The sequence below is a fragment of the Orrella marina genome (genome assembly GCF_003058465.1).
In the GTDB taxonomy this organism is placed as follows: domain Bacteria; phylum Pseudomonadota; class Gammaproteobacteria; order Burkholderiales; family Burkholderiaceae_B; genus Algicoccus; species Algicoccus marinus.
On record NZ_CP028901.1, the window covers coordinates 796,877 to 810,258 of the forward strand.

6 protein-coding genes are annotated in these 13,382 nt (G+C 58.2%); all 6 read left to right on the forward strand.

Annotated elements, in window-relative coordinates; translation table 11 throughout:
• Nucleotides 1-529: 529 nt before the first annotated feature.
• Complete coding sequence (locus DBV39_RS03500) at nt 530-3,556, forward strand: EAL domain-containing protein (RefSeq protein ID WP_159078773.1); 3,027 nt, start codon at nt 530-532, stop codon at nt 3,554-3,556.
• 185 nt (nt 3,557-3,741) lie between these two features.
• Complete coding sequence (locus DBV39_RS03505) at nt 3,742-4,920, forward strand: acetyl-CoA acetyltransferase (protein WP_108620377.1); 1,179 nt, start codon at nt 3,742-3,744, stop codon at nt 4,918-4,920.
• Nucleotides 4,921-5,225: 305 nt separating this feature from the next.
• Nucleotides 5,226-6,845: an acyl-CoA synthetase gene (locus tag DBV39_RS03510; RefSeq protein ID WP_108623068.1), complete on the forward strand. Its 1,620-nt coding sequence runs from the start codon at nt 5,226-5,228 to the stop codon at nt 6,843-6,845.
• A gap of 3 nt (nt 6,846-6,848) precedes the next feature.
• Nucleotides 6,849-7,397: a phosphatidylglycerophosphatase A family protein gene (locus DBV39_RS03515; protein WP_227870798.1), complete on the forward strand. Its 549-nt coding sequence runs from the start codon at nt 6,849-6,851 to the stop codon at nt 7,395-7,397.
• Between the two features lie 305 nt (nt 7,398-7,702).
• Nucleotides 7,703-11,710, forward strand: coding sequence for a phosphoribosylformylglycinamidine synthase (purL, locus tag DBV39_RS03520; protein ID WP_227870888.1), 4,008 nt, complete (start codon nt 7,703-7,705; stop codon nt 11,708-11,710).
• A gap of 184 nt (nt 11,711-11,894) precedes the next feature.
• Nucleotides 11,895-13,355 (forward strand): IMP dehydrogenase, encoded by a 1,461-nt coding sequence (guaB, locus tag DBV39_RS03525; protein WP_108620379.1) that lies wholly within the window; start codon nt 11,895-11,897, stop codon nt 13,353-13,355.
• The last annotated feature ends 27 nt before the right edge of the window (nt 13,356-13,382 follow it).

A 13,382-nucleotide genomic window follows, 5' to 3' on the forward strand; every position in this document is an offset into this window, starting at 1 on the left:
CTAGTCACAAAATACAGTTATCTATTTCAGCTAAAAACTTCAGCCAGAAACGTCCCTCGGGGCCCGACAGGCACCCACTCGGAAACTGGCACGGTCAGCGCTTGCACCAGCGACTAGTTGGTCCGCGATGCGGTCGTCTCAGACCTTTTGTGCAGCATTTTCCGACAGGATGCGCGCCCCCTTGATGGATGTCACCCTGGCAAGCATCGATTAGCGGGAAATGGCGCGGTACCGAGTTAATCTGTTGTCTTTCGGATCCGGATTCGAGCATAACAGAGCGTCGGGGTGAGCGTGGTACGTCTGTGAGAGGGACTTTCGCAGCAGACTGAAAAGTGTTGGTGCTAATTATGGTTACAGCCAATCGTACCTATGTCGCGGCGAGCGTGTATATTAACGATCGGTAATCGCTAATAAGAATATCTTGTCTGATCGAGTCAGTGTGCCTTCACGGTGAATCCCCCGGCGGGTGCAGGGGTAGCGTAAGGTAGGCTGCAGATGCAGCGAGCATGGGCAGCAAAAGACGATCAAGGTGGTTTATACGGTGGGTATGCCGGTTGCACTTGGCAGGATACTTGAGAGATCAGGACATAGCTATCTACGTCTGATTTTGCTCGTGACCGTGCCTGCGACTCTCTGGATTGGCTTGTTTGGGCTTGTCGGAGCGATCAGACTGGGTCGGGTCGACCAGAGTCACCTCCTGATGTCTGTCAACCTGGCCAGTCTCTTGATCTGCAGTGGCGTGATGCTGGCGATCGCCAGGCTCGTTCCCCGGTTCAAGGTGATGCTTGCCCTGACCGTCATCCTGATTACGGGCTTTGGCTGGGTGTCGTCCTGTTTGTGGTCAGACTGGCAGTCCCAGCGACTGGGTTTCACTGAGTTTGCGCTAGTACTGGCGTTGCTCTCAGGCATCATGATGCTGGTTGTAAGACCGGTGGGTGGCCCACTGGCTTTCAGGCCAGGACGCAGCGCACTGGCGACCGCCCTGATTGGTACCTTTTTCAGTACGGGTGCGGCCTACGTTCTGATCGAACGGGATATCATCCAGATTCAGGAGCGAGCCCAGGTGCAGGTCGAGGGGCTACGCGACGATGTCGTCACTGCGGTCACGGCTTCTGTCGGTGCAATGGAGCGTCTGGCCGCTCGCTGGAGTACGATCGACCAGAGCATGCCGTCAGTGTTTGTGCAGCAGGAGTTCGAAAGCATCGTATCAGGCTTTGATGAGTTCAAACGCCTGACGTATCTCGACCCGGGGCTGGTCCCGCGTCACGACATGATCAGCGATCCGGCATTCGAGGGGCACCTGGAGACCGCACTGGCCCTGGACGATTTCAGACACTACCTTGAACATGTGTTTGAATCAGGTGACGTGCACCTGACCCCGGTCGGTGAATTCATTTCTGACCCCAGGGTTGGGTTCATCGTTGCAGCAATCTTTGCCGGGGATGTGGATGAAAGACTGGTGGTTGCGACTGTCAACATGCAGGAACTCGCCATAGAGCGTCTTGATCCAGGCGAAATTGGTTGTTGCTACCAGATTGTCAGCAATGGCCATGTGATTCATGGAGTACCTCTTGATTCAGACAAACGCGCACTGGCTGTTGCGTATGATTCTGCGTCGATGCACCATGACTCCAGTCTGGATTTCAGGTACTGGTACGTGGACTCATCCACACGCATCGAGCAGCCATATCTGCCTGAAGGTATTCTGCTCTTCGGTCTGGTGTTCACGTTTCTGGCCAACAGCAGTCAGCGTCTGACGCATGTCGTGCGACGTCGTAATCTTCAGTTGCAGCACAGTGCCTTGCACGATTCGCTGACCGGCTTGCCCAACAGGCGCATGCTGGCGCAAGCCTTGAGGCGCACCAAGCTTCAGTGCGAGAAAGACGGATCGAGTCTGTCGGTCGTGTTTCTCGAGCTTGACGGCTTGCGCCTGATCAGCGATTCACTCGGACATGAAGCAGCCGACACCCTGCTGATTGAAGCGGCCCGGCGGTTACGGACAGAGCTGCCTGAGACGGCGGGCCTGGCCCGACTGGATTCGGGTGACTTTGTCGTTCACGTGGCAGGCATGACACAGCTGGAGATCGAGACGCTCACGCGCAGGCTGCTGGCTGTGGTTCAGGAACCTTTGCAGGTCGAGTCCAACCAGCTGAGGGTGACCGCGTTTGCGGGGATTGCCCGTTCAACCGGACAACAGGTCGAGCCAATGCGACTGGTGCGTCAGGCCGACATGGCGATGCTGAAGGCCCGAAAAAGTGGCTACTCCGCCTGGCGCCACTATTCGCCTGAACTTGGTGAGCAAGTCAACGCCCGGCTCGCGCTCTTCAATGACTTGCAGACCGCCATGGAGAAGGGCACGATCCAGCTTCGTTATCAGCCGATCGTCAATGGTCGCACCGGGTCTGTGGAGTGTTTTGAAGTACTCATGCGGCACCCACATCCGACGTTGGGAGAAATCTCGCCGGGAGTCTTCATTCCGATGGCAGAAGAGTCGGGCCAGATACTTCCGCTGACTGACTGGCTGCTGGCCAGAGCCTGTCAGGATGCGAAACGACTCGAAGCTGCCGGCTATGGCAGCATCCCGCTGGCGATCAATATTTCACCGCGCTATTTTCAGAGTGCGAATTTTGTGGAGCGGATCCGGACGGCCCTGAATACAGCGGACCTGACACCCTCCAGGCTATATCTGGAAATCACCGAGAGCGTGCTGCTAGATGATGCGCCCGCCGCGATCAGCAAGCTGCAGCATCTGCGTGACATGGGGGTCGACGCCGCTCTCGATGATTTCGGGACTGGCTACTCGAGTCTGGCCTACCTCAGGCAGCTTCCCATCCGCACCATCAAAATTGACCGTACGTTTGTGAGAAACGTCATCAGCGAGCCGGCTGATGCAGCCATCGTACGTGGCGTGATCGCGATGGCGCATCACCTGCATCTGAAAGTGGTTGCCGAAGGCATCGAGTCGATAGGCCAGTTCAGTTTCTTGCAACGTAGTGGTTGTGATCTGTTTCAGGGTTACCTGTTTGATCGTCCTCGTTTACTGGATGACATCCTCGGTGTTTCCACCTGTGAAATGGCCTCACGCGAACTACCAAGAGTAGGCACCCCGTTCGGGGTGCGACGTACGCATCGGCCGTACGCCATTTTGCTGGCAGGTCAGCCGCGATGGTCCAGGTCGCTGGCGAGCGAGTTGCGCTCGGGGCTGGAGCCTTTGGCAGGTGGGTTCGCCGCCACCCGTTTCAGCGTTTCCGAGGCCAGCTCGGGTGTGCAGACACTTGAGTTTCTGGCGCAGTTCGACGTGGATCTGGTGATCATTCAGGACTGCCTGACAGACATGGGCGTGCGGTCGCTTCTGATCAAGGTGGCCGATGTGCATCCTGATCTGATGCGGTGGGTGTGCATGAGTCCGGCTTCTGGACTGCGCGCGGCGGATCTCGATACGTTTGCAGGTGTTGATCTGGTTCACCGTACCTGGGCGATGGTCCCGGATGTGGGCGAGATGGTCCAGGCAATCGTGGCAGCAGCCCGACCGAATCAGGGCGGGTCAGGACAGTGAATGTTTTCAGTCAGGACGCTCACTGAGGCGGCACGCTCGTGAGCGCGGTAATCTTGCTAAGATCAGAGTCTGGTTCTGGCAGCAAGTCTGGCTCGCCGAAAGACCGAGTCGATGAAACCGATAAGCCACACAGCGCCGGACAAAGCGAGACGAAGTTCGGCAGAACAACAGAAGGAGGAGAGAACATGCATACACCCATGATCGTTGGCTGGGGTCACACCCAGTTCGGCAAACTTGACAATGTCGACATCGAGCAGTTGATCCAGCAGGCGGCCAGTGAGGCAATCGAGTCCTCAGGTGTCGATCCCCTGGACATTGACGGCGTGTTTGTGGGCACATTCAACGGCGGATTCGTTCAGCAGGACTTCGGCGGGGCAATGGTCGGCGTGGCCCTGCCTGAGTTACGACATGTTCCCGCTGTGCGCCTGGAGAATGCGTGCGCGACCGGGTCGGCAGCGATCTGGACCGCACTGGACGCCATCATGGCCGGGCGGATGAAGCGCGTGCTGGTGGTCGGCTACGAAAAAATGAACACGCTGCCCACAGCCGAGATTGGCAATATTCTGCTCAAGTGCTCCTACGTCAAGGAAGAGGCCGATATCCAGGGCGGTTTTGCCGGCGTCTTTGGTGAGATTGCCAAGGCGTATTTCGAGCGTCACGGTGACCAGTCTGATGCACTGGCCGCGATCGCAGCCAAGAATCACCACAATGGCATGGACAACCCGTATGCGCATCTGCGCCGGGATTTCGGGTTTGAATTCTGTCGAAATCCTTCGGACAAGAATCCGGTCGTGGCGGGGCCGCTCAAGCGCTCTGACTGTTCGCTTGTGTCTGACGGTGCGGCTGCGATGGTGATCTCCAGCGAACGGATCGATGGCGCGCGTCACACACCCGTGACCTGGGCTGCACGTGCGCATGTCAACGAATGGCTGCCGCTGAGCCGTCGCGATCCGACTCGTTTCGAGGGTGCGGCACTGGCCTGGAACAAGGGGTTGGAGCAGTCGGGACTCGGACTCGATGATCTGGGTTTTGTGGAGACACACGACTGCTTCACAATTGCAGAGTTGCTCGAGTACGAAGCGATGGGACTGGCTCCGTACGGCCAAGGCGCAAAGGTGGCACTGGATGGTATCTCTGCTGCAGATGGCAAGCTGCCCGTCAACCGCTCGGGCGGACTCAAGTCCAAAGGCCATCCGATCGGTGCAACGGGTGTCTCCATGCACGTGATGGCTGCGATGCAACTCAGTGGTACTGCAGGAGACATGCAGCTGCCAAATGTGACAAGTGGTTCGCACGGCGCGGTATTCAACATGGGTGGGGCGTCGGTTGCCAACTATTTGAGCATCTTGCGAGCAGCAGACTGACACCTGGAAGGAATCAGAGGGTCCGGGAGAACTGAGACGTCCGGGGTGCGCAGCCCCAGGGTGTTTCCAGCATTGGGGATGTCGCTCCTGTCGCTTGATTCACTATCCCGTTGATTTTTTTGCGATTTCCAGATTTCTCTGACCGGACGTCCAGTCCGGGTTCGCGGGTTGTCGCATACCCGGGTAGCGATAAGCGCGTCCGTTCACTTTCTCTCTACAGCTCACGGTAACGATCAAGAGTCATATTGTGCGAGTCAATCGCATCGAGTCAAACACAGCGAGTCAAATACAGCGAGTCAATCATCATGCATCAGGCGCAGGTTATCAATCTGGCACAGTTACTGGTCCAGACGGCCAGACTTCATCCTCAGCGTCCCGGCGTCATTCGGGGTGACACCTCCTGGAACTGGCGCGAGATCGATGCGCGCACCAGTGCCATGGCAAAAGCGCTCAGCGACCAGGGAGTCCGACCGGGTGACCGGATACTTTCACATTCCCGCAATATCCTTCAGACGTTTGAGCTGGGCTGGGTGGCCTGGCGCATGGGTTGTGTGTGGGTCCCGACTAACTTTCGCCTCATGCCCAACGAAGTGGCGTACCTCGGCGAGAGTTCCGGTGCGACTGTCATGATTTATGAACAAGGGTTTGAAGCGCATGCGCAGGCCGTGGCGCAAAGCAGTCCTGCACTGCGCCTGCGGGTGGTGATTCGCGAAAGCGAACGCGCGCTCGATGCGGGCGAACTGGATTACGAGCAGATGGTGCAGGCCCACCTGGACGCCATGCTGGCTTTGCCACCCGGGGCAGGGTTTGAGCCGGTGCCAGTGCATCAAGATACGCCAGCTTGGTTTTTCTACACATCAGGCACAACAGGCAAGCCCAAGGCTGCTGTGCTGACACACGGGCAGATGACCTTTGTTGTCACCAATCATCTGGCTGATCTGATTCCGCAGACCACTGAGGAAGACTGCTCCATTGTGGTTGCGCCGCTTTCGCACGGCGCGGGCGTGCACGCGATGCTCAATGTGGCGCGCGCAGCCGCTTCGGTGCTGATGCCAGGTGAAAAGCTTGATCCCGAGGTGTTCTGGCAACTGGTCGAGAAGCATCGGGTCAGCAATCTCTTTACGGTTCCTACGATTGTGAAGGTGCTGGTTGAGCATCCGGCGGTCGATCAGTACGATCACTCAAGCCTGCGATACATGATCTATGCCGGTGCGCCCATGTATCGCACCGACCAGAAACTGGCCTTGCAGAAACTGGGCAAGGTGCTGGTGCAGTATTTCGGACTGGGAGAGGTGACCGGATGTATCACGGTGCTGCCCCGACACATGCACAGCGAGCATGATGACGACCCGAATGCCAGTATTGGCTCTTGCGGACGTCCTCGCACCGGTATTGATGTGGCGATTCTCGATTCGCAGATGCGTCGTGTGCCCACCGGCGAGATTGGCGAAATCTGTGTGCGAGGGCCGGCCGTTTTCGAAGGGTATTTCGGCAATGATGAAGCGACCGCCAAGGCGTTGCGCGGTGACTGGTTCCACACGGGTGATCTGGGCCGGATGGACGAACGTGGGCTGCTCTACATCACGGGACGCGAGTCAGATATGTACATCTCGGGTGGATCCAATGTGTACCCGCGTGAAGTCGAAGAGATCCTGCTCGAGCACCCGGACATACTCGAAGTCGCCGTGCTGGGCGTTCCGGATCCCAAATGGGGGGAGGTGGGTGTTGCCGTGGTGGTGCTACGCGATCAGTCGCTCACGATTGCGCCAGATGCCCTCTATGCCCACCTTGAGGGGCGCTGCGCCAAGTATCGCTGGCCGCGGTCCTTTTTCTTCTGGGAAGCATTGCCCAAGTCAGGGTACGGCAAAATCACCAAGAAGGATGTGCGCCAGCAGCTGATCGAGCGCGGGGAAATCCAGGCCTGAACGATGGCAGCGATGCCGGACGCGGGGGTCGTTGCGATGGTGATGGCGTGGGCTGACAGGGCAGGTTTCCGGGTTGGGACCGGATTCGGCCTTGGGTTCCTGCCCTGGGCACCTGGCACCTTTGGCTCCCTTGTCGGCGTGTTGCTGGCCTGGTGGATGCTGGGACGCGATCGTGCCACGCAACTCGCGATGGCAATGTTGTTTTTTGGGGTTGGCTGGTGGGTATGTGAAGTTTCCTCTGCACGGTTTGGTGCCGTCGATGCTCCGCAAATCGTTGCCGATGAGTTTCTGGCTTTTCCATTATCGGTGCTGGGGTTGCGATTCGCTCGTCACCCTGGCGTGATGATGTTGGCCCTGGTGCTGTACCGGGCGTTCGATATCTTCAAACCCTGGCCGATTCGCGAGCTTGAGTCTGTTCCAGGTGGACTCGGCATCATGCTCGACGATGTGGTCGCCGCGTCATGTGTCTGGCTGGTACTGGTGAGCGCCCGTCTGCTTTATCGTACATGGCGAAATCACCTCCTCATCGCCAGATCTCGCCTGGAACGTTGAAGTATCTCAATCAGGCGCCTGATTCTCTCTGATCTTCCAATCGGCACGTCCCAGTCTGTCGCTCGAGCAATGCGCAGTCAGGTGTACGGCCAGTAGACTCGTTACTTGCTCGCTGTCCCTACCGCTGCAGGGCCTGTCTGCCAATTGTGTCAGGGATGGGGGCTAAAATGCCATTATTGTTCATCCCACGATGGTTGATATCCGTGACTCAGTCCTCCCAGCCCGTTTCTTCCTCCCCCATTTCTTCTGTTTCTTTTTCCTCTTCTGACGCTTCTGATCCGAAGGCGAATTCAAGTGCATCCGAAGTGATCTTGCTGGCTGGCGCGAATGCCTTGTCGGCGTTTCGTACCCAGCGGCTGATTGATCAGTTCGCAAATCTGGATCTGCCGGTTGCAAGCGTGCAGGCACGCTACGAACACGTGGTGCTGGCCGCGGGGAATCTGGATGCAACCCAGCGAGAGCACCTTGCGAAGCTGCTTGATTATGGCGTGGAACCACAAACTCCGGTGTCGGAAGAGGGGGCACTGGTCTTACGGGTCTATCCGCGACTTGGCACGGTGTCACCCTGGGCCAGCAAGGCAACCGATATTGCGCACAACTGTGGTCTGACTCAGGTCAGGCGCATCGAGCGTGGTGTGCGCTATGTGTTCTCACTCAAGCGCGCCTGGCTATCGAGCAAGAAGCTCAACGAGCAACAGCTTGCGCAACTTGCGGCGTGTGTGCACGATCGCATGACCCAGGTCGTGGTCGATAGCGGTTTTGATGTGTCGGCGCTCTTTGAAGCGCGCCCGGGCAAGTCGTTGCAGACCGTGCCGGTGATCGAGCAGGGCCGTCCGGCGCTCGAACGCGTCAATCTTGAGTGGGGCATGGCGCTTTCGGAAGACGAGATCGATTACCTGTTGCAGTCATTTGTGGAACTCGGCCGCGATCCCACCGATGTCGAGTTGCTTATGTTCGCCCAGGCTAACAGCGAACACTGCCGCCACAAGATCTTCAATGCGCAGTGGGTCATTGATGGTCAGCCCATGTCTGAAACGTTGTTTGGCATGATTCGCCAGACGCACGAGCAAACGCCGCAGGGGACTGTTGTGGCGTACTCCGACAATGCAGCCGTGATGCAGGGATCCGGGGCCACGCGGTTTGAGGCCGAGGCACTCGACGAGGCAGGCCCGTCGGCCTACGGACGTCGTCAGACGATGGTGCACACGCTGATGAAGGTTGAGACTCACAATCACCCGACGGCCATTGCGCCGTTTGAGGGATCGGCAACGGGCGCTGGCGGGGAGATCCGTGACGAAGGCGCCACGGGTCGAGGCTCCAAGCCCAAGGCAGGTCTGACGGGGTTCACTGTTTCCCATCTGCGATTCGACGATGCGATTCAGCCCTGGGAGTCCGATCACCATGGGTTGCCGGATCGCATCGCCAGTCCACTGTCGATCATGATCGATGGTCCACTGGGCGGGGCTGCGTTCAACAACGAGTACGGTCGTCCCAATTTGCTGGGGTATTTCCGCAGTTTCGAGCAAAGTGGTGCCGGCCTTCGCTGGGGGTACCACAAGCCCATCATGATTGCCGGCGGTCTGGGCAGCATTGATGAGTCCCAGGTGCGAAAGCTTGAGCTGCCGGCCGGATCACTCCTGATCCAGTTGGGCGGACCGGGTATGCGCATCGGCATGAGTGGCGCTGCGGCCTCCAGCATGGGGGTCGGCAGCAACCAGGCCGAGCTGGATTTTGATTCTGTGCAGCGTGCCAACCCCGAAATCGAGCGTCGGGCCCAGGAGGTCATCGATCGCTGCTGGCAGCTCGGCCAGGATAACCCGGTGCTGGCTATTCACGACGTGGGTGCGGGTGGCCTGTCCAACGCGTTTCCTGAGCTGGTCAATGATGCCCTGCGCGGTGCAACCTTCGATCTGCGCAAAGTCTTGCTTGAAGAGTCCGGCATGTCTCCCGCAGAAATCTGGAGTAACGAGAGCCAGGAGCGCTACGTGCTGGCCATCGCGCCCGATAGCCTGGAGAGATTCAGTGGTATCGCTCGACGTGAGCGCTGCCCGTTTGCGGTGATTGGTGTCACCGAGCAGGCGCGGCACCTCAAGGTCGTGGACACGGATGATGGCGATGCTACCCAGCCGGTTGACGTCCCTATGGACGTCATTCTGGGCAAACCGCCCCGCATGACACGGGACGTCACGCGGATTGCCCCGGTGAATGAGCCAATCGATCTGACGCTCATCCGTCTGGATGATGCCGTTGATCGCGTGTTGCGTCACCCAACGGTTGCCAGCAAGTCGTTCTTGATTACCATCGGTGACCGAACGGTGGGTGGTTTGTCGAGCAGGGACCAGATGGTTGGCCCGTGGCAGGTGCCGGTCGCTGATTGTGCCGTAACGTTGACCGACCACGACGGTGACAATGGTCAGGCCATGTCCATGGGTGAGCGCACACCGCTGGCCATGTTCAATGGCCCGGCTTCGGCTCGCATGGCGATCACGGAAGCGATCACCAATCTGGTTGCAGCCGATGTCAAGTCTCTGGATCTGGTCAAGCTCTCTGCCAACTGGATGGCAGCTTGTGGCAGCCCAGGTCAGGATGCGGTGCTGTTTGACACAGTTCAGGCCGCGAGTGAGTTCTGCCGTGAAGTGGGCGTGTCGATCCCTGTGGGTAAGGACTCGCTTTCCATGCGTACGCGCTGGGAGGTCGAAGGCGAGACCGAGTCCTCGCGTGAAGTGATTTCGCCGGTGTCTCTCATTGTCACGGCGTTTGCCGAGGTTAACGATGTCAAGCGCACACTGACGCCACAGTTGCGTACGGACATGGGGCCCACGTCCCTCATCTTTATCGATCTGTCCCAGGGGCAGCAGCGGATGGGCGGGTCCATTCTGGCCCAGGTCAGCAATCAGCTTGGCCAGGAAGTGCCGGATATTAGCGATGCACAGACCCTGCGCAGCTTTTTTGCGACGATTCGCACGCTCGAGGAGTCAGGTACCATTCTCGCCTACCACGACCGGTCCGATGGCGGACTGTTTGTCACGCTTGCGGAAATGGCATTTGCCGGACATTGCGGCGTGTCCATCAACCTGGATCTGCTGACGATTGATCCGTATGCAGCCGACTGGGGTGACTACAAGATCCGTCCTGAGCAGGTGGCCGTGCAGCGTGACGAAATCACGCTCAAGGCGCTGTTTTGTGAGGAAGCGGGTGCGGTGATCCAGGTGCCAGCTGCTGAACGTGACGCGGTCATGCAGGTGTTGCGTGGCGCAGGTCTTTCCAGACACGCGCATGTGGTTGGTATGCCAAACACCAGTGACGAGATCGAGATCTACCGCGATGGCAAGCGCATCTGGGGTCGTCCACGCGCTGAGCTCGGCAAGATCTGGTCAGAGGTCAGCTGGCGAGTTGCATCGCGTCGGGACAATCCTGTCTGCGCTCAGGCAGAGTTTGATTTGTGGGATGATGCAGCCGATCCTGGTATGAGCGTTCAGGTGGATTTTGATCCACAGAAAGACGTCGCAGCCCCGTACGTACAGAGTGGTGCGCGTCCCAAGGTGGCGATTCTTCGCGAGCAGGGCTGCAACAGTCACGTGGAAATGGCCTGGGCCTTCGATCAGGCCGGATTTGAGGCTTATGACGTGCACATGACGGATTTGCTGCAGGATCGGACCAGCCTGGTGCCGTTTGCCGGGTTGGTGGCAGTGGGCGGATTCAGCTATGGAGACGTGCTGGGCGCAGGCGAAGGATGGGCCAGAACCATCTTGTTCAACAGCAAGTTGTCAGACATGTTCGCCGGGTTCTTTGCGCGCGATGACAGTTTTGCGCTGGGCGTGTGCAATGGTTGTCAGATGATGGCTGCACTGGCACCTATGATTCCCGGTGCGCAGCACTGGCCGCGTTTTACCCGTAACCAGTCCGAGAAGTATGAGGCGCGCCTGTCACTGGTCGAGATCGCCGAGTCGCCCTCGATCTTCACCCACGGTATGGCGGGAACGCGGATTCCGGTGGCTGTGGCGCACGGAGAAGGGTATGCCGACTTCAGGGAGCAGGGTGATCCGTCCAGTGTGTTGCGTGCAGTTCGCTATGTGGACCATCGCGGTCAGCCAACCGAGGCTTATCCGCTCAATCCGAATGGCAGTCCAGATGGCCTGACCGGGGTGACGACCGCGGATGGACGTTTTACAGCCATGATGCCGCACCCTGAGCGTGTGACCCGCAATGTCATGATGTCATGGCATCCTGCGCGCTGGGGCCAGGAAGATTCGGGAGGCGCCTGCACACCCTGGATGCGATTCTTTCAGAACGCCCGTCGTTCGCTGGGCTGATGATGGCTGATGCACTTTCATGCCTGCTTGTTTTACGTGGCACATGCCTGAAGAAGACGGGCATGTGCGGGCATGTGCGGGCATGTGCGGGTTGTTTCAGGGTTTACCCATGCTGTTGGCCTGAGCATGGGATGCACAGTCACGTTTGCTCGCGTATAATCTTGCTTTGCGCCCGGAGCTTTATATGCGTCTGACTCAAACTGCGCTTACGTTTGATGATGTGTTGCTGGTACCTGCGTATTCGCAGGTTCTTCCCCGCGACACCAGTCTTACGACTCAGCTGACTAAAAACATTTCCCTGAATATTCCTCTGGTGTCTGCCGCCATGGACACGGTGACTGAATCGCGTCTGGCGATTGCCATGGCCCAGGAAGGTGGTATCGGGATCATCCACAAGAACCTTGATGCCGATGAACAGGCACGTGAAGTGGCCAGGGTCAAGCGGCATGAATTCGGTATCGTGATCGATCCGGTCACGGTTACACCGACCATGCGCGTGCGAGATGCCATCGCGCTGCAGCGCCAGCACGGTATCTCCGGATTGCCGGTGGTTGAAGGTGGCAAAGTGGTTGGTATCGTGACCAATCGCGACCTGCGGTTTGAAGACCGTCAGGACGAACCACTGCGCAATATCATGACCCCCCAGGAGAAACTGGTCGTCATGAAAGAGGGTGCAACCCTCGAAAAAGCCCAGACACTGATGCATCGCCACCGTCTAGAACGTGTGCTGATAGTTAATGATGCGTTTGAGCTGAGAGGCCTTGCAACCGTCAAGGATATCGTCAAGAACACCGAACACCCGATGGCCTGCAAAGACAGTTTCGGGCAGTTGCGCGTTGGTGCGGCAGTCGGTGTTGGTCCTGGTACCGAGGAACGCGTCGAGAAACTGGTCAATGCTGGTGTTGACCTGCTGATTGTGGACACTGCGCACGGGCATTCTGCCGGTGTGATCGAGCGGGTGCGGTGGATCAAGCAGCACTACAGCAAGGTGGATGTGATTGGTGGCAACATTGCCACAGCTCAGGCCGCCAGAGATCTGCTCGAGGCGGGTGCTGATGGCGTCAAGGTCGGTATCGGTCCCGGATCGATTTGTACCACCCGAATTGTGGCGGGTGTGGGCGTGCCCCAGATCACTGCAATTTCAGATGTGTCTGATGCACTCAAGGGCACTGGCGTGCCGCTGGTGGCGGATGGGGGTGTGCGGTTTTCTGGTGACATTTCCAAGGCAATCGCTGCAGGTGCCTCCTCAGTCATGATGGGCAGCATGTTTGCTGGCACAGAAGAGGCACCCGGTGAAGTAGTGCTGTTTCAGGGGCGTTCCTACAAGTCGTATCGAGGAATGGGTAGTCTCGGTGCCATGGCAGATGGCTCGGCTGATCGTTATTTCCAGGACCCTTCGAACAACGCTGACAAGTACGTGCCCGAAGGTATTGAAGGGCGCGTGGCTTACAAGGGTAGCGTATTGGCAATTATCTACCAACTGGTGGGTGGCCTGCGCGCTTCCATGGGTTACTGCGGTTGTGCGACGATTGAAGAAATGCGTACCAAACCCGAGTTTGTCCAGATCACGGCAGCCGGTGTGCGTGAATCTCACGTTCACGATGTACAAATCACCAAAGAAGCACCTAACTACCGCGCTGACTGACTTGGCAGGCACGATGCAAGTTTGTTT

Coding starts and splice junctions, on each gene's coding strand:
- DBV39_RS03515 (WP_227870798.1), top strand. CDS start 6,849: ATGGCAGCGATGCCGGACGCGGGGGTCGTTGCGATGGTGATGGCGTGG.
- DBV39_RS03505 (WP_108620377.1), top strand. CDS start 3,742: ATGCATACACCCATGATCGTTGGCTGGGGTCACACCCAGTTCGGCAAA.
- DBV39_RS03510 (WP_108623068.1), top strand. CDS start 5,226: ATGCATCAGGCGCAGGTTATCAATCTGGCACAGTTACTGGTCCAGACG.
- guaB (WP_108620379.1), top strand. CDS start 11,895: ATGCGTCTGACTCAAACTGCGCTTACGTTTGATGATGTGTTGCTGGTA.